This is a genomic window from Oxalobacteraceae bacterium OTU3CINTB1, from assembly GCA_024123955.1.
In the GTDB taxonomy this organism is placed as follows: domain Bacteria; phylum Pseudomonadota; class Gammaproteobacteria; order Burkholderiales; family Burkholderiaceae_D; genus Rugamonas.
Window position 1 is genome coordinate 6,564,001 of record CP099652.1, and the last position, 17,661, is coordinate 6,581,661.

14 protein-coding genes are annotated in these 17,661 nt (G+C 64.4%); 1 reads left to right on the forward strand and 13 read right to left on the reverse strand.

Features of this window, described 5'->3' with window-relative positions; genetic code table 11:
- Positions 1 to 120: 120 nt before the first annotated feature.
- Entirely contained in the window at positions 121 to 2,187 is a 2,067-nt protein-coding gene (gene tkt / locus NHH73_28630) for a transketolase (protein USX26473.1), read from the forward strand.
- A 120-nt stretch (positions 2,188 to 2,307) separates the two neighbouring features.
- Here the strand turns inward: tkt and tal are convergent, their stop codons facing one another.
- From tal to NHH73_28695, 13 genes are all read right to left on the reverse strand, one after another.
- The gene (tal, locus tag NHH73_28635) at positions 2,308 to 3,378 is read right to left on the reverse strand and encodes a transaldolase (GenBank protein USX26474.1); all 1,071 of its coding nucleotides are present in this window, start codon (positions 3,376 to 3,378) and stop codon (positions 2,308 to 2,310) included.
- Complete coding sequence (locus NHH73_28640; GenBank protein ID USX26475.1) at positions 3,375 to 4,058, reverse strand: HAD family hydrolase; 684 nt, start codon at positions 4,056 to 4,058, stop codon at positions 3,375 to 3,377. Before NHH73_28640 ends, tal begins: the two co-directional genes overlap by 4 nt.
- A complete protein-coding gene (gnd, locus tag NHH73_28645) occupies positions 4,055 to 5,074 on the reverse strand; it encodes a decarboxylating 6-phosphogluconate dehydrogenase (GenBank protein ID USX26476.1) in 1,020 nt (339 codons plus the stop codon). Before gnd ends, NHH73_28640 begins: the two co-directional genes overlap by 4 nt.
- A 171-nt stretch (positions 5,075 to 5,245) precedes the next feature.
- Positions 5,246 to 6,607, reverse strand: a complete 1,362-nt coding sequence (locus NHH73_28650) for an aspartate aminotransferase family protein (GenBank protein ID USX26477.1) — start codon at positions 6,605 to 6,607, stop codon at positions 5,246 to 5,248.
- A 10-nt stretch (positions 6,608 to 6,617) separates the two neighbouring features.
- Complete coding sequence (locus NHH73_28655; protein ID USX26478.1) at positions 6,618 to 7,955, reverse strand: glutamine synthetase family protein; 1,338 nt, start codon at positions 7,953 to 7,955, stop codon at positions 6,618 to 6,620.
- A gap of 17 nt (positions 7,956 to 7,972) precedes the next feature.
- On the reverse strand, positions 7,973 to 9,460 hold the full coding sequence (locus NHH73_28660) for an aldehyde dehydrogenase (GenBank protein ID USX26479.1): 1,488 nt from the start codon (positions 9,458 to 9,460) through the stop codon (positions 7,973 to 7,975).
- Positions 9,461 to 9,484: 24 nt separating this feature from the next.
- On the reverse strand, positions 9,485 to 10,822 hold the full coding sequence (locus tag NHH73_28665) for an aspartate aminotransferase family protein (protein ID USX29742.1): 1,338 nt from the start codon (positions 10,820 to 10,822) through the stop codon (positions 9,485 to 9,487).
- 142 nt (positions 10,823 to 10,964) lie between these two features.
- Entirely contained in the window at positions 10,965 to 12,335 is a 1,371-nt protein-coding gene (locus tag NHH73_28670; protein ID USX26480.1) for a glutamine synthetase family protein, read from the reverse strand.
- 124 nt (positions 12,336 to 12,459) lie between these two features.
- Positions 12,460 to 13,218: a gamma-glutamyl-gamma-aminobutyrate hydrolase family protein gene (locus tag NHH73_28675; GenBank protein USX26481.1), complete on the reverse strand. Its 759-nt coding sequence runs from the start codon at positions 13,216 to 13,218 to the stop codon at positions 12,460 to 12,462.
- Between the two features lie 83 nt (positions 13,219 to 13,301).
- Complete coding sequence (locus NHH73_28680) at positions 13,302 to 14,147, reverse strand: ABC transporter permease subunit (protein ID USX26482.1); 846 nt, start codon at positions 14,145 to 14,147, stop codon at positions 13,302 to 13,304.
- A complete protein-coding gene (locus NHH73_28685; protein ID USX26483.1) occupies positions 14,144 to 15,052 on the reverse strand; it encodes an ABC transporter permease subunit in 909 nt (302 codons plus the stop codon). Before NHH73_28685 ends, NHH73_28680 begins: the two co-directional genes overlap by 4 nt.
- Positions 15,053 to 15,064: 12 nt before the next feature.
- Entirely contained in the window at positions 15,065 to 16,192 is a 1,128-nt protein-coding gene (gene potA, locus NHH73_28690; GenBank protein USX26484.1) for a polyamine ABC transporter ATP-binding protein, read from the reverse strand.
- A gap of 93 nt (positions 16,193 to 16,285) precedes the next feature.
- Positions 16,286 to 17,656 carry a glutamine synthetase family protein gene (locus NHH73_28695; protein ID USX26485.1) on the reverse strand — a complete coding sequence of 457 codons (1,371 nt, stop codon included), beginning with the start codon at positions 17,654 to 17,656 and terminating at the stop codon, positions 16,286 to 16,288.
- Between the last annotated feature and the right edge of the window lie 5 nt (positions 17,657 to 17,661).

Genomic DNA, 17,661 nt, shown 5'->3' on the forward strand with positions numbered 1-17,661 from the left:
AACCGCCACGGCAGTGTGGCATGCCGCACAGAGAGGATGTCACGGCAGAGCTAGTCTGGGTGAGGCGGCCGCCCCATTCCGGCGTCGGCCTCCTTTGTAATCCGCTACGAGGAGTCATGCATGAACAACACCGATCAGCTCAGCGTCAACACGCTGCGCTTCCTGGCCGTCGACATGGTCCAGCAAGCCAACAGCGGCCACCCCGGCCTGCCGCTCGGCGCCGCCCCCATGGCCTACGTGCTGTGGACGCGCTTCCTGAAACACCACCCCGCCGATCCGCACTGGTTCGACCGTGATCGCTTCGTGCTGTCGGCCGGCCACGGCTCGGCCCTGCTCTATGGCCTGCTGCACCTGAGCGGCTACGACCTGTCGCTGGAAGACCTGCGCCAGTTCCGCCAGTGGGACAGCCGCACGCCCGGCCACCCGGAGCGCGGCCACACGCCCGGCGTGGAGATCACCACCGGCCCGCTGGGCCAGGGCTTCGCCAACGGCGTCGGCATGGCCATCGCCGAGGCCAGCCTGGCCGCGCGCTACAACCGCGAAGGCCACAACGTCATCGACCACCACACCTACGGCATCGTCAGCGACGGCGACTTGATGGAAGGCGTGGCCTCGGAGGCGGCCTCGCTGGCCGGCCATCTCAAACTGGGAAAATTGATCTACCTGTACGACGACAACCAGGTCACGCTGTCGGCCGGCAGCGATATGACCTTCAGCGAAGACCGCGCCGCGCGCTTCGCCGCCTATGGCTGGCATATCCAGACGGTGGACGACGCCAACAATATCGAGGCGATCGAGCAGGCACTGGCCACCGCCCGCGCCGAGGTGCACAAGCCGTCCCTGATCCTGGTGCGCAGCAATCTGGGATTCGGCTCGCCCAACAAGCAAGACAAGATCGACGCCCACGGCTCGCCGCTGGGCGCCGACGAAGTGGCGTTGACCAAGCGCGCGCTGGGCTGGCCGGAGCAGCCGCCGTTTTTGATTCCCGACGGCGCGGCCAGTCCCTTCACCAACGGCGGCGCGCATGGCGCGCGCCACCAGGCCGAATGGATGGACCGTCTGGCCGCCTACGAGCGCGCCTTCCCCGACGAGGCGCGCGAACTCAAACAGCTGATGCAAGGCGGCGCAGGCGCCGGCGCGCTGCCGGCAGGCTGGGACGCCGACATACCGGTGTTCCCGGCCGACGCCAAGGGCGTGGCCACGCGCACCGCCGCCGGCAAGGTGGCCAACGCCATCGCGGCCAGGCTGCCGGCGCTGATCGGCGGCTCGGCCGACCTCGATCCGTCAACCTTCACCGCGCTCGCCGGCTTCGGCGACTTCCAGCCGGACGGCATGGACGAGAGCACCGGCGACCGTCAGGGATCGAACGGCGGCGGCTGGAGCCGGCGCGGACGCAACCTGCACTTCGGCGTGCGCGAACACGCGATGGCGGCCATCAGCAACGGCATCGCCGCGCATGGCGGCGCGCTGCCGTTCAACGCCACCTTCTTCGTGTTCTCGGACTATATGCGGCCGGCGATACGGTTGTCGGCGATGATGGGATTGCAGGTGGTGTACGTGTTCACGCATGACAGCATCGCGCTGGGCGAGGACGGCGCCACGCACCAGCCGATCGAGCATCTGGCCAGCCTGCGGGCGATACCGGGGCTGGTGGTGATACGGCCGGCCGACGCCAACGAGACGGCCGCGGCGTGGAAGGTGGCGGTGGAATCGGCCGGCAGGCCGGTGGCGCTGGTGCTCACGCGCCAGCATGTGCCGACCCTGGACCGCGAGCGGCATGCGGCGGCGGAGGGCTTGCGGCGCGGCGCGTATGTGGTCAGCGAGGCGGCCGGCGGCAAGCCGGAACTGGTGTTGATCGCGACAGGATCCGAAGTGGATCTGGCGTTGCGGGCGCAGGCGCGGTTGCTCGAGGACGGCGTGTGCGCGCGCGTGGTATCGATGCCGAGCTGGGAGTTGTTCGAGGACCAGCCGCAGGCGTATCGCGACGAGGTGCTGCCGCCGGAGCTCGATGCGCGGCTGGCGATCGAGGCCGGCGTGGCGCAGGGCTGGCATCGCTACGTGGGGCCGCGCGGAAAGGTGCTGTCGATCGAGGGTTATGGCGCGTCGGCGCCGGGTGACAGGCTGCTGAGGGAGTATGGGTTCGGGGTCGAGAATGTGCTGCTGATGGCGCGGCAGGTGCTGGGCTGACGGAATCGTTCAACCCGCACTGCGGCGAATTGGGGTCGTACCCCGTACGGGGTACGACCCCGCCCTGTGCGGGTTGGCGGCCGGCTCAATCGACCGGCGCCGGGTTCCACAACATAGGAGTTACCGACCGCTCTTCTCCGCGATCACCTCTAACAGCTTCGCCCACGACTTGCTGAACGCCTCCGCGCCTTCTCGCTGCAAGCGTTCCGCCAACTCATCGCCATCAATGCCGGCATCGGCGAACTTCGCAATCACCTTCTCCGCATCGCCACCCTCCGGCGGCATGCTGCCATTGACGATGCCATGATCGGCAAAGGCCAGCAAGGTCTTCTCCGGCACCGTGTTGATCGTATTCGGCGCCGTCAGCGACGTCACGTACAGCACATCCGACGCCTCCGGGTCCTTGGTCCCGGTACTAGCCCACAGCAGCCGCTGGGCCAACGCACCCCGCTCCGCCAACAGCTTCCATCGCTGCGACGCCAGCAACTCGCGATACGCCACATAGGTGCGGCGCGCCATGGCGATCCCCAGCGTGTTATTCGAGCCCTCCGGCCCCTCGTCCTTCACAGCGGAATCCCATCTGCTGACAAACACAGACGCCACCGAAGCCACCTTCGGATCGAGCCCCTTTTCAAGCCGGCGCTCGACGCCGCGAATATACGCCTCGGCCGCCGCCAAATACTGCTCCCGCGAGAACAGCAAGGTCACATTGACCGGAATTCCGGCGAAGATCGCCTCCTCGATCGCCTTCACCCCTTCCGGCGTGCCGGGGATCTTGATGAACGCGTTGGGACGGTCCAGGCGCTTGTGCAGCGTCTTCGCTTCGCGCAGGGTGCCTTCGGCATCGTGCACCAATAGCGGCGAAACCTCCATCGACACCCAGCCGTCATGTCCTTCCGACTCTTCGTACATCGGCAGGAACAGATCGGCGGCGGCGCGCAGATCCTCCAGCGCCAGCTCGAGGAACAGCGCCTCGCCCGATTCGCCGGCGGCGCTGCGTTGCGCGATCGCCTTGTCGTAGAAGTCGGCGCCGTGGATGGCCGCCTCGAAAATGCTCGGATTCGACGTCAATCCTTTCAGGTCGTACTCGTGGATATACTTCTCCAGCGTACCGCTGGTGAGCAACCCGCGCGTGATATTGTCCAGCCACAGGCTTTGCCCGAGCTCATACAGACGCAATGCAGGGTTCATGGTGTGCTCTCCTTTTCACGGCCGGCGAACGCCGGCAACTGGTGCTGCAAAAGATCGCCGATACGTTCGACGGTCAGGTCCGGGGTGGTGAAGCTGGCGACATCGGGCGCGGTGGCGTAGTGCCCCTGGCGCGGGAACACTGTGGTCAGCCGGTCGCCCCAGCCGGACTTCATCGCCGCCAGTATCCTCACCTTGTCATCGACCATTACATAGTGGCGCGCCGGGTAGGCTTTCTCGACCTCGCACAGCATCGTCTCCTTGTGGATGTAGATCAGCACGCGGCCGTCGACGGCGTCCCACAGCCCGGAATACTCCACTTTGCGCGGCTGGAAGACCACGTCGCCGTCAGACAGGATCACCACCTTGCCCCACTGGCCCAGGTGCTTGATGACCTCCAGCGCCTGCGGATACAGGCGGTCGGCGAAGCGATAGTTCATCAGCCAGCCGGCCATCAGCAGCAGCCGCGGTTCGTTGAGCGATTCGACGCGGTAGCGCTGCAGCGCGCCCAGATAGTCGACATAGCCCAGCTCCGAGCGCAGCTCCTCGAAGATCGCCCAGTAGCGGTCGCGCGCCTCGATGCCGAACTCGCGTTCCAGATGGTCGCGCAGGTCGCGCTGTACCGCGTCGTTGTCCATGAGCGTGTTGTCGCAGTCGACCAAAAAGACGATATCGTCCATCATGGCTTGGCCGGTTTCTCGGCGTGGCCGCCGAAGCCGGCGCGCATCGCGGACAGCACCTTGCCGGAGAATTCGCCGTTGCCGCGCGAGCTGAATCGCTCGAACAGCGCGGAACTCAGGATCGGCACCGGCACGCCCTCGTCGATGGCGGCGTTGATGGTCCAGCGGCCCTCGCCGGAATCGGAGACGCGGCCGGCGAATTGGTCCAGATGCGGATCCTTGAGCAGCGCGTCGGCGGTCAAATCCAGCAGCCATGAGCTGATCACGCTGCCGCGCCGCCATACTTCCGTGATCTCGCCCAGATCGAGGTCGTACTGGTAATGTTCGGGGTTGCGCAGCGGCGTGGTCTCGGCGTCGACCTCGTGTTCGAGTTTGCCGATGTTGGCGTTGCGCAGGATGTTCAGGCCCTCGGCGTAGGCGCCCATGATGCCGTACTCGATGCCGTTGTGGACCATCTTGACGAAGTGCCCGGCGCCATTCGGCCCGCAATGCAGATAGCCCTGTTCGGCACTGCTATTGGGCTTGTCGCGGCCAGGTGTCGGCGTGGCCGCCGCGTGGCCCGGCGACAGCGACACGAACAGCGGCTCGAGATGGCCGACGATCTCCTTCTCGCCACCGATCATCAGGCAGTAGCCGCGCTCCAGGCCATGCGTGCCGCCGCTGGTGCCGACGTCGACGTAGTGCAGCCCGAGCTCCTTGAGCTGCGCGCCGCGCCGGATATCGTCGTGGTAATGCGAATTGCCGCCGTCGATGACGATGTCGCCCGCTTCCAGCAGTGGCTTGAGCGTGTCGAGCGTGGCGTCGACCGATGCCGCCGGCACCATTAGCCATAGCACGCGCGGCGTCTCCAGCTGCGAGACCAGATCCTCCAGCGAGGAAGCGCCGGTGACGCCTTCGCGCAGTACCGATTTCACCGTCTCCGCGTGCCGCGCATAGGCGACGCACTGGTGACCGTCCCTGGCGAGCCGCCAGACCATGTTGGCGCCCATGCGCCCCAGACCTACCATGCCGATTTTCATATCATATCCTCGCACTGTCAAAGTGCGCGGGCATGTCGAATGCAGGCCCCGCGCTCTGACGAGGGTAGACCTGCCGGACCGTCGCATCGGTTCGGTGGAGCACATAGCGGGCTCATCAATTAGCCCGATAGCGGGTCAATTTGTATCGCGATTGTTTCAGCGGTGGCTTGGTTAACCCAGCTCGCGCAGGCAATCGTCGAAAACGGATAGCAAACGGGCGACATCGGCCCCGGTGGTGTCGGGGCAGACCAGCAGCATGTTGTGGAAAGGAGTGATCAACAGGCCGCGATTGAGCAGGTACAAATGGATGATCTGTTCCAGCTCGCCGTCGAGGATCTTCTGCGCCTCGCCGCCGTTGCGCGGCGCTGTGGGCGCGAACTGGAATTCCGTGCGGGCGCCGACCCGCGTCACGCACCATGCCAGCTGGTGGCGGGCGATGACGTCGCGCAGCCCTTGCGCCAGCGTCGCCGCCAGCGCGAACATGTGCCGGTAGGCCGCGTCGGTCATCACCTGTTCGAGATTGGCGCGCATCGCGGCCATCGCAAACATGTTGGCGCTCAACGTGGTGCCGACGCCCGAGTGGCCTGGCGGCGCGCCGCGCTTGGCCTGCTCGACCCTGCGCGCCAGCACTTCGGTAAAACCATACACCGCGCAGGGGATTCCACCGCCGACGGGTTTGCCGATCACCAGCGCGTCCGGCCGCATGCCGTGGGCCTGCGCATAACCTCCGGGGCCGCTGCTGATGGTGTGCGTCTCGTCGATCACCAGCAGCGTGCCGTGACGCTGGATGATGCGCTGCGCCGCTTCCCAATATCCAGGCTCCGGCAGCACCATGCCGATATTGGTCATCACCGGCTCGGCCATCACGCAGGCGACATCGCCCGGCGCCAGCGCCGCTTCCAGCGCCGGCAGGTCGTTGAACTCGACGACCACGGTGTGATCCGTCAGCGCGTGAACCTGCCCAAGAAGGCTGTCACGCTGCGTCGGCACGCCGTCGACCAGATCGACGAACACGTCGTCCACCGTGCCGTGATAGCAGCCATTGAAGACCAAGACCTTGTCGCGCCCCGTCGCCGCGCGCAGCCAGCGCAGCACAAAACGGTTGGCGTCCGAAGCCGACAGCGCGAACTGCCAGTACGGCAACCCGAAACGCCGCGCCAGTTCGGCCGCCACCGGCGCCGCGTCCTCCGACGGCAGCATGGCCGTGTAGCCACGCGTGGCCTGCCGCGCCACCGCCTGCGCCACGGCGGGCGGCGCATGGCCGAACATCGCGCCGGTGTCGCCCAAACAGAAATCGACATACTCGTGGCCGTCGACATCGCGGAAGCGCGCGCCGGAAGCCTCGGCCACCGTCAGCGCGAAAGGCGTCGACCAGTCGTTCATCCAGTGCATCGGCACGCCGAACAGCAGGTGCCGCGCCGCCTCCCCCGCCAGCCGTGCCGATTCGGGATTGCGCGAGATGTAACTGGCGCGCTCCCGCGCCGCCAGCGCCTGCGCGCGCTGCCAGTTCACTCCATCGCGGGTGTTGTACATCGCGCCCTCCTCACACCAGCAGCATCAGATGCTCGCGCTCCCAGGAACTAATCACGCGGCTGTAGGTGGCGAATTCCAGCTCCTTGACTTCGCAGAACGCCTGCACGAACAACTCGCCCAATATCTCGCTCAGGGGTTTGCATTCACGCAGCCGCAAAATCGCATCCTCCAGATTGCGCGGCAGCTGGTCGTGCACATGCTCCGCGCTGCCCTCGGTCGGCTCGGAAGGCGTCAGGCCATCGACCATGCCAAGGTAGCCGCACGCCAGGGTCGCGGCCATCGCCAGATAGGGATTGACGTCCACGCCGGGCACGCGGTTCTCCACCCGGCGATTGGTCGGCGTGGAGTTGGGGATGCGGAAGCCGCAGGTGCGGTTGTCATAGCCCCAATGCACATTGGTCGGCGCCGACATGAAGCGTGACAGCCGCCGGTAGGAATTGACATGCGGCGCAAACAGCAAGGTGGCCGCCGCCGTGTAGCGCTCCAGGCCCGCGATATAGTTGAAGAACAGGGGACTCGCCTCACCTTTTTTATCAGTGAAGATGTTGTTGCCGGTCGCCGCATCGAGGATGCTTTGATGAATATGCATCGCGCTGCCCGGCTCCGTCTCCATCGGCTTGGCCATGAAGGTGCCGAAGATGCCGTGCCGCAGCGCCGTTTCGCGCACCGCGCGCTTGAACAGGAACACGCGGTCGGCCAGTTCCAGCGCGTCACCGTGGGTGAAGTTGATTTCCATCTGGCCGGCGCCCGCTTCGTGAATCAGCGTCTCCACACCCAACTGGTGCTGCTTGCAGAACGTGGAAAGCTCAAGGAAGAAGGGATCGAAATCGTTGACCGCGTCGATCGAATACGATTGGCGGCCTGATTCGGTCTTGCCGCTGCGGCCCAGCGGCGGCGTCAGCGGCTCGTGCGGATTGCTGCTGCGGGCGACAAGATAGAACTCCATCTCCGGCGCCACCACCGGCTGCCAGCCACGGTCGGCATACAGCTTGAGGACCTTGCGCAGCACCGCGCGCGGCGACAGGCCCACCGGCGTGCCGTCGAAGTTCTGGCAATCGTGGATCACCAGCGCGACGTTTTCCGCCGCCCACGGCACCTGCCGCAAGGTGGCCAGATCCGGTACGCAGATCATGTCCGGATCGGTGGCGCCGGTGTAGGGCAGATTATTCGGCTGCTCGCCATTGACGGTGTTAAGCAGGACGCTCTTGGGCAGGCGCATCTCGCCTTCGCTGAGGAACAGGTCCTTGGGCAGGATTTTCCCGCGCGCGATGCCGGTCATGTCGGCGATCACGCATTCCACCTCGTGGATATTGCGGTCGCGTAGAAAATCCTTCATTGCCTGGCTCATCGCCGTCTCCCTTTTCGCTAGCCGATCTGAATCCAGGTGGTTTTCAGTTCGGTGTATTTATCGAACGCGTGCAGCGACTTGTCGCGGCCATTGCCGGACTGCTTGTAGCCGCCGAACGGCACGGTGATGTCGTCGCCGTCGTACTGGTTCACGTGCACGGTGCCGGCCCGCAGCGCGCGCGCCGTTTGTATCGCCTTGGTCATGTCGGACGTCCATACCGCCGCCTGCAAGCCGTAAGGCGTCGAATTGGCCTGCCTGATAGCCTCCTTCAGATCGGTAAAGGCCAGCACCGACAGCACCGGCCCGAAGATCTCTTCGCGCGCAATGGTCATGCCGCTGTCGACCTGGTCGAACAAGGTCGGCTCGACGAAGAAGCCGCCGGTCTCGGTGCGCGCCTGGCGCCCGCCCGACAACAGCTTGGCGCCATCCGCCTTGCCGGCTTCGATGTATCCCATCACGGTCTTCAGTTGCGTGGCGTCGACAATCGCCCCCATCACCGTGTTCTCGTCGAGCGGATCGCCCGGCTGGAAGTCCGGCATCATCGCCAGCGCCTTCTCGATGAATTGGTCCTTGATCGAGGCCTCTACGAACAGGCGCGAAGGCGCGTTGCAGCTCTCGCCCTGATTGAAATAGATCGAGCCGATGGCCGAGGCCACGGCCGCATCCAGGTCGGGACAATCGGCGCAGACGATGTTGGCAGACTTGCCGCCCAATTCGGTCCACGCGCGCTTGAGGTTCGACTGGCCTGCCATCTGCAAAATCTGCTTGCCCACGCGGGTGGAGCCAGTGAAGCCGATGCAGTCGACGTCCATGTGCAGGGCCAGCGCGGCGCCGGCCTCGTGGCCGTAGCCGGGCAGCACATTGAATACGCCGGCCGGAATGCCCGCCTCCAGCGCGATGTCGGCCAGCCGCAGCGCCGTCAACGGCGACTTCTCCGAGGGCTTGAGCACCACGCTGTTACCGGCGGCGAGGGCCGGCGCGATCTTCCACGCGGCCATGATCATCGGGTAGTTCCACGGCACGATGGCGGCGACCACGCCGACCGGCTCGCGCGTGATCAGCGCCAGACTATTTTCGGCGGTCGGCGCAATCTCGTCGTAGATCTTGTCGATCGCCTCGCCGTACCAGCGCAGGCAGTTGGCGGTCGCGCCCACGTCCACGCTCTGGCTGTATTTGATTGGCTTGCCCATGTCCAGCGTTTCGAGCAGGGCCAGTTCGGGGCCGTACTTTTGCACCAGGTCGGCGAACTTGATCATGATGCGCTTGCGCTGCGCCGGCGACTTGCCCGCCCAGCTGCGCGCCTCGAAGGCCTCGCGCGCGCTGGCGACCGCCGCGTCGACATCGGCGCTGTCGCAGCGCGCGACCATGCCCAGCTTGCGGCCGTCGATCGGCGACAGGTTTTCGAACTGCTGCGCGTTCTTCGCCCACACGCGCTGGCCGCCGATAAAGGCGCGGTTGTCCATCTGCAGGCTTGCCGCCCGCTCATGCCACGATGTTGTAGTCATTTTGCGCTCCAATCCAATTCAGGTTTAGACCCAGCCGCGTTCCTTGATGTCGGCGTAGGTCAGGTCCAGGCACTTGCGGATCAGCGTCACCATCTCGTCGATCTGGGCCACGGTCATGACCAGCGGCGGCGCGATGATCATGCGGTCGCCGACGGCGCGCATGATCATGCCGTTGTCGAACATGTAGCCACGGCAGACCATGCCCACGCCCAGCGCCTCGTCGAACGTCACGTTATCGTGCGGTACCGCCCCCTTGCTGCGCACCAGATTGAGGCCCGCGACGAAGCCGCAGCTGTCAGCGTATCCAACCAGCGGATGGTCGGACAGTTCCGCAAAGCGCTTCTTCAAGTATGGCCCGGTTTCGTTGGCAACGCGCTCGACCAGCTTCTCGTCTTCGATGATGCGGATATTTTCCAGCGCGGCCGCGCAGGCGACCGGGTGGCCGGAATAGGTGAAGCCGTGATTGAACTCGCCGCCCTGCCCGATCAGCACATCGGCCACGCGGTCGCCGACCAGCACACCGCCGAGCGGCACATAACCGGACGTGACGCCCTTGGCGAAGGTGATCAGGTCGGGCTTCATGCCGAACAGCTCCGACGCGAACCACTTGCCGAGGCGCCCGAAGCCGCAGATCACCTCGTCGGCGATCAGCAGGATGCCGTATTTGTCGCAGATGCGCTGGATCTCGGGCCAGTACGTCGCGGGCGGGATGATCACGCCGCCGGCGCCCTGCACAGGCTCACCGATGAAGGCCGCGACCTTGTCGGCGCCGACCTCCAGGATTTTCTTCTCCAGCCACGACGCGGCCTCGATGCCGAATTCGTCCTCGGTCATGCCGTGCCCAGACTCCAGGTAGTTCGGCTGGCCGATATGGACGATGCCGGGAATCGGCAAACCGCCCTGCGCGTGCATGCCGTCCATGCCGCCCAGCGAGGCGCCGGCCACGGTGCTGCCGTGATAGGCGTTGTGGCGGCTGATGATGGTGTGGCGTTCCTTGTAGCCCAATACGTCCCAGTAGCGGCGCACCATGCGCAGATTGGTGTCGTTGCCTTCCGAGCCGGAGCCGGTGAAGTAGACGTGGTTGAACTGCGGCGGCGATATCTTCGCCAGCTTGGCGGCCAGTTGCACCGCCGGCACGTTGGTGGTGTTGAAGAAGCTGTTATAAAACGGCAGCGTCTCCATCTGCTTGTACACCGCTTCCGAAATGCTGGTGCGGCCGTAGCCGACATTGACGCACCACAGGCCGGACATGCCGTCCAGGACCTTCTTCCCCTGCGAGTCCCACAGGTAGATGCCCTCGCCGCGCACCATCACGCGCGCGCCCTTTTCGCCCAGCGCCTTGTGGTCGGTGAACGGATGCATGTAGTGGGCCGTGTCCAGCTTTTGGATCGCGGCGGTGTCGTACACCTGCGGCGCGGCCGGATTTTTTACCGATGCGACCAGCGCGGCGCTTGGTGCCAATGAGTTGTTAGGCATAGTGATTCCTTGTTGGAGAATTGGATGATCAGACGTGCAGCAGCAGGTGTTCGCGTTCCCACGGGCTGATGACGGTCATGAATTCCTGGTGCTCCAGGTCCTTGATGGCGGCGTAGACATCGATGAAGCGCCCACCCAATACGCTGCGCAGCTTGTCCTCGGCGCGCAGATGCTGCAGTGCCTCCGGCAGGCCTTGCGGCAGTTCGACTTTGAGGTCGTAGGCGCTGCCCACGGTCATCGGCGTCGGCTCCAGCTGCTCGGTCATGCCGAGATAGCCGCAGGCTAAGGTGACCGCCAGCGCCAGGTACGGATTGGCATCCGCGCCAATGATGCGGTTTTCGACGCGGCGATCCTGCACGCCCGACTCCGGCACACGGAAACCGACGGTGCGGTTGTCCATGCCCCACTGAATATTGATCGGCGCCGCCGTATGGCGCACCAGGCGGCGGTACGAATTGACATACGGCGCGACGATCGCCATCGCCGACGGCATGTAGCGCTGCAGGCCTGCGATGTACTGCTTGAAGATCGGCGCGGCCGATCCGTCCTCGGCGCTGAAGATGTTCATGCCGGTTTTGACATCGACCACGCTCTGGTGCACGTGCATCGCGGAACCCGGTTCGCCCGCCATCGGCTTGGCCATGAAGGTCGCGTACATGTCATGCTTGAGAGCCGCCTCGCGCAAGGTGCGCTTGAAGAAGAACACCTTGTCGGCCAGCCCCAATGGATCCCCGTGCAGGAAATTGATCTCCATCTGGCCGGCGCCGATTTCGTGAATCAGGGTGTCGACGTCGAGGTTCATCAATTCGCAGTAGTCGTAGATGTCCTCGAACAGCGGATCGAACTCGTTGACGGCGTCGATGCTGTAGACCTGGCGGCTGGTCTCCGCGCGGCCGCTGCGCCCGATCGGAGGACGCAAAGGCAGGTCCGGATCGGTGTTCTTGGCGGTCAGGTAGAACTCAAGCTCCGGCGCGACCACCGGCTTCCATCCTTTGTCCTCATACAGCTTGAGCACCCGGCGCAGCACGGAGCGCGGCGCGAAGTCCACCAGGCGGCCATCCGAAAAATAGCAGTCGTGGATCACCTGCGCGGTCGGGTCGCTGGCCCACGGCACCATGGTGATGGTGGTGGGATCGGCCTTCAGAATCATATCGCGGTCGGTGCTGGAGATGGCGCGGTCGTAGCCCGCGTCCTCGGTCGGATAATTGCCGGTCACGGTCATGCCCAGCACCGCTTCCGGGATGCGCATGCCGCGCTCCTGGGTGAATTTACCGCGCGGGAGGATCTTCCCGCGCGCCACGCCCGTCAGATCGGGCACCAGGCATTCAATTTCGGTGACGTGTTTTTCGTTCAGCCACAGATCCATATCTGTGTACGTAAAGTTCTCGCGGATTGCCATGTAATTCTCTCATTGTTGTTTTGATCGTGCGCGGGGCCGCGTGCGGGCCGCCGTTGCCGTGGTCCTGTGGGATGACGCAAAAAGGGGCACTAAGGGACCCGCCGCGCCCACTGTTCGTAGGTCTTCATGCGTCCCTCCCTTGCTTGTAGATGCGGCAGGCCTCACCGAAGGCCTGGAACAACTTGATCGAGTCGGGGTTCTCTGATAACCGCCACTCGGGGTGCCACTGTACCGCGAGCACGAATCCCGTGTCGCCCGGCAGGCTGTAGGCCTCGACCAGGCCATCGTCGGCGCGGGCCTCCACCACAAGCGACGGCGCAAGTTTGGCGATGCCCTGCCCGTGCAGCGAATTGACCATGATCGTCGATACGCTATCGAGTATTTGCGCCAAACGGCCGCCCGCCTCCAGGGTCACGCTGTGCGACGCCGCGTACTGCTGCTCCAGCGTCAGCGTCTTCTGCTCGCGATGGTCGGACATGCCCGGCACGTCGTGCACCGCCTGGTGCAGCGTGCCGCCCAGCGCCACATTCATCTCCTGGAAGCCGCGGCAGATCGCTAGCAGCGGAATGCCGCGCTCGATTGCGGCGCGTATCAGCGGCAGCGTGGTGGCGTCGCGCGCGGGGTCGCGCGGCAGCAAGGGATCGAGCACCGCTTGCCCATACAGGGCAGCGTCGACATTTGAGGGGGAGCCGGTCAGCATAATGCCGTCGGCTAGATCGAGCAGCGCGTCGAAATCGGTGGTCGCGCCCAGCGCCGGCACGATCAGCGGCGTGCAGCGGGCGCCGTCGGCCACGGCGGCGACGTATTTGAGATGCGCGGTGTGGCTGGCGTGGACGCCAACCAGATTGACGCAAGCGGGAACGAGAACGATAGGGCTGCGCATGTTTATCAATTTAGCATGAATTACATGATCATATTCCTATTTCGGTGTTCGCCCCCGCTGGTGAAGTTAAATGAATTGGTGGGTCAACCTTTGGCCGCCGATGAAATCTGCTTCTGGCGCAGCCGCTCGTTGCGGGCGATGTAGAGGCTCGACGCGATCACGCCGATGGTGACCACCAGGATGGTCAGCGCGGCGACCGCGTTCACGCGCGGGTCCAATCCGAGGCGGGCACGCGAGAAGATCACAATCGGCATCGTCGACGATCCGGGGCCGGACAGGAATGCCGAGAGCACCACATCGTCGAGCGACAAGGTGAACGTCAACAGCCACGCGGAGCCCAGCGCTTGTTTGATGTTCGGCAGCGTCACCAGAAAGAACACCTGATACGGCCTGCAACCCAGGTCCATCGCCGCCTCTTCCAGCGACTTGTTCATCTCCTGCAGGCGCGATTGCACCACCACCGCCGCATAGGCCATGCCCAGCAAGGTGTGGCCGATCCAGATCGTCATCATGCCGCGCTCGGGGAAGCCGAACACCTTCTGCACCGACACCAGCATCAGCAGCAGCGACAGGCCGATGATCACCTCCGGCATCACCAGCGGCGCGCTGACCATGCCGGCGAACAGCGTGCGGCCGGTGAAACGGTGATAGCGATTCAGCACGAAGGCGGCGAAGGTGCCCAACACCACCGACGCGCAAGCCGTCATCAGCGCGATGCGCAGCGACAGTCCCAGGCCGCTGATGATCTCCGCGTCGTTCATCAGCGCCGCGTACCATTGCAGCGAGAAGCCGGTCCACACCATGTCCTGGCGCGAGCTGTTAAACGAGAACATCACCAGCACGAAGATCGGCAGATACAGGAACAGATATCCCATCGACAGCCAGCCGCGCCCGAACCAGCGCTGCATAAAAGTGGTATTGCCTTTCATGAGCGGGCCTCCTGCTCTGCCTTGTATTTATTGAAGATCGCCATCGGCACCAGGATCAGCAGGATCACCACGACCGTCACGGAAGACGCCAGCGGCCAGTCGTTATTGGTGAAGAATTCGTCCCACAGTTGGCGGCCGATCATCAGTGTCTCGGGACCGCCCAGCAGTTCCGGGATCACATATTCGCCGATGGCCGGAATGAACACCAGCATCGAACCGGCGATGATGCCGGACTTCGACAACGGCACGGTGATGCGCCAGAACGCTTGCAGCGGCGTCGCACCCAGGTCGGCGGCCGCCTCCAGGAAGCGGGTATCCATCTTCACCAGGTTGGCGTAAAGCGGCAGGATCATGAACGGCAGATAGGCGTAGACCATGCCGATGATCAGCGAAAACTGGGTGTTCATCAGGTGCAGCGGCTCGCTGATGGCGCCGATCCCGATCAGGAAGTTGTTGACGATGCCGTTGGTGGCCAGGATGCCCTTCCACGCGTAGATCCGCAGCAGGAAGGAAGTCCAGAACGGCAGCATCACCAGCATCAGCAGCACCGGCCGGACGGTCGGCTTGGCGCGCGCCATGAAGTAGGCGAACGGGTAGCCGATGACCAGGCATAGCGCGGTGGTGATGGCGGCGAACTTGAGGGAGCTGAGATACGTCAGCACATACAGCTCGTCCTCCGCGATGAACAGGTAGTTCGAGATTTTGACCTTGAACGTGATGATGCCGTCGACGAGTGTCATCAAGGTGCCGAACGGATTGCCCATGTCCGACTCGGTGAAGCTGATGCGAAGGACGATCAGGAACGGTACCAGGAAGGCGAACGTCAGCCACAGGAACGGCACGGCGATGACGAAGCGGCGGCCGGTCAGCCATCGCAAGGTCAGTAAATTCTTCAGGAAGTTCATGACGGTTCCGCCTTAGCTGGTCAGCACGACGACGTCGGCGCCGTCCCACCAGGCGTAGACGCGCTGGTCGCGCTTGAGCGCGGCGTCGTCGTGGCGGGCGGCGTTGGTGCGCGAAACCTTGATCTCCATGCCGCTGTCCAGGCGCACGTGGTACAAGGTCTCGTTGCCGAAGTAGGCCATCGCCGTGATCGCGCCCTGCACGCAGTTGTAGCCATGCTCGCCGGCGTTGGCGCGCTGCTCCAGGGTCGGCGCCTCCGTTTGCAGGGCGATCTTTTCGGGCCGCACGGCCACCGCGACCGGCATGCCCATCACCCCGGTGATGCCGTGGGTGACGTAGTGACGGCCCTCGGGCGTGTCGATGATCACGTGGTCCGGCTCATCGACCGTGACGCTGCCGTTGAACAGGTTGACGCTGCCGATAAAGTCCGCCACGAAGCGGCAGTTCGGCGTTTCATAGATTTCGCCCGGCGGGCCGACCTGCAGGATGCGGCCTTCGCTCATGACGGCGATGCGGGTCGCCATGCTCATCGCCTCGTCCTGGTCGTGGGTGACCATCACGCAGGTCACTCCCACTTCCTCGATGATGCCGACCAATTCCATCTGGGTGCGCTCGCGCAGCTTCTTGTCCAACGCGCCGAGCGGCTCGTCGAGCAGCAGCAACTGGGGACGCTTGGCCAGGCTGCGCGCCAGCGCCACGCGCTGCTGCTGGCCGCCGGACAGCTGGTGCGGCTTGCGCTTGCCGTAGGCGGTCAGTTGCACCAGATTGAGCATCTGTTCCACGCGCGCGGCGATTTCGTCCTTCGGCAGGCCATCGCGGCGCAGGCCGAAGGCGATGTTGTCCCACACCGACAGGTGCGGGAACAGCGCGTACGACTGGAACATCATGTTGATCGGGCGCTGGTACGGCGGCACGCTGACGATGTCCTTGCCGGCGAGCGTGATCTGACCCTGGGTCGGGGTCTCGAATCCCGCCAGCATCCGCAGCAGGGTCGATTTGCCGCAGCCCGAGCTGCCCAGCAAGGCGAAAATCTCGCCCTTGTTGATGGCGACCGACACGTCGTTGACAGCGCGGACACCGTCGAATTCCTTAACCAGATTGCGGATCAGGAGGAAGGGTTCAGCAGCTCGCTCTATGGTCATGTTATAAAATAATAAATGATTTTAATAATATATCTGAAACGACCATCCGCCGGTCGCCCGATTTTTGGGACACGTGATTATAAATGCTGCCAATTACACGTGCAGCAATAAGTGTTCCCGCTCCCACGGGCTGATGACGGTCATGAACTCCTGGTGCTCGACCTCCTTGATGGCCGTGTAGACGTCGATGAAGCGCTCGCCCAGCACCTCGCGGATGCGGTCCTCGCGGCGCAGCCATTCCAGCGCCTGGGGCAATCCCTGCGGCAGCTCGGAGGCGTGGTCGTAGGCGCTGCCGGAGATCATCGGCGTTGGCTCCAGCTTGTCGACCATGCCCAGATAGCCGCAGGCCAGGGTCACCGCCATCGCCAGATAAGGATTGGCGTCGGCGCCGATGATGCGGTTCTCCACGCGGCGCTGCTCGACGCCGGAAATGGGGATGCGGAATCCGACGGTGCGGTTGTCGTTCCCCCACTGGACGTTGATTGGCGCGGCCGTATGGCGCACGATACGGCGGTACGAATTGACGTACGGCGCCATGATCGCCATCACGGCGGGCGTATAGCGCTGCAGGCCGCCGATGTAGTGGCGGAAGTCCGCCGATGGCGAGCCATCCGGCGCGCTGAAGATATTGCGGCCGGTAGCGGCGTCGCTCACGCTCTGGTGCACATGCATCGCCGACCCGGGTTCGCCGGCCATCGGCTTGGCCATGAAGGTGGCGTACATGTCGTGCTTGAGCGCCGCCTCGCGCAAGGTGCGCTTGAAGTAGAAGACGTTATCGGCCAGCGCCAGCGGATCGCCGTGCTGGAAGTTGATGCCCATCTGGCCGGCGCCCGTCTCGTGGATCAGGGTGTCGACGTCGAGGTTCATCAGCGCGCAGTAGTCATAGATATCCTCGAACAGCGGATCGAACTCGTTGACGGCGTCGATGCTGTAGACCTGGCGGCTGGTCTCGGCGCGGCCGCTGCGGCCCACCGGCGCCCGCAAAGGCAGATCGGGATCGATGTTCTTTTCGGTCAGGTAGAACTCCAGCTCCGGCCCCACCACCGGCTTCCAGCCCCGCTCCGCGTATAGTTTTAAAACGCGGCGCAGCACGGAGCGCGGCGCGAAGTCGACCAGCGTGCCGTCGGCGAAGTAGCAATCGTGGATCACCTGCGCGGTGGGATCGACCGCCCACGGCACCGTGGTGATGCTGCCGGGGTCCGCGCGCAGGATCATGTCGCGGTCGGTGGAGGAGATGGCGCGGTCGTAGGCCGCGTTTTCAATGGGGTAGTTACCGGTGACGGTCATGCCCAGCACCGCCTCGGGGATGCGCATGCCGCGCTCCTGGGTGAATTTCGCACGCGGCAGGATTTTGCCGCGCGCGACGCCCGTCAAATCGGGCACCAGGCATTCAATTTCAGTGACTCGGTTCTCGTTGAGCCACTGGTCCATATCGGCGTCGGAGAAGTTTTCACGGATAGACATGTTCG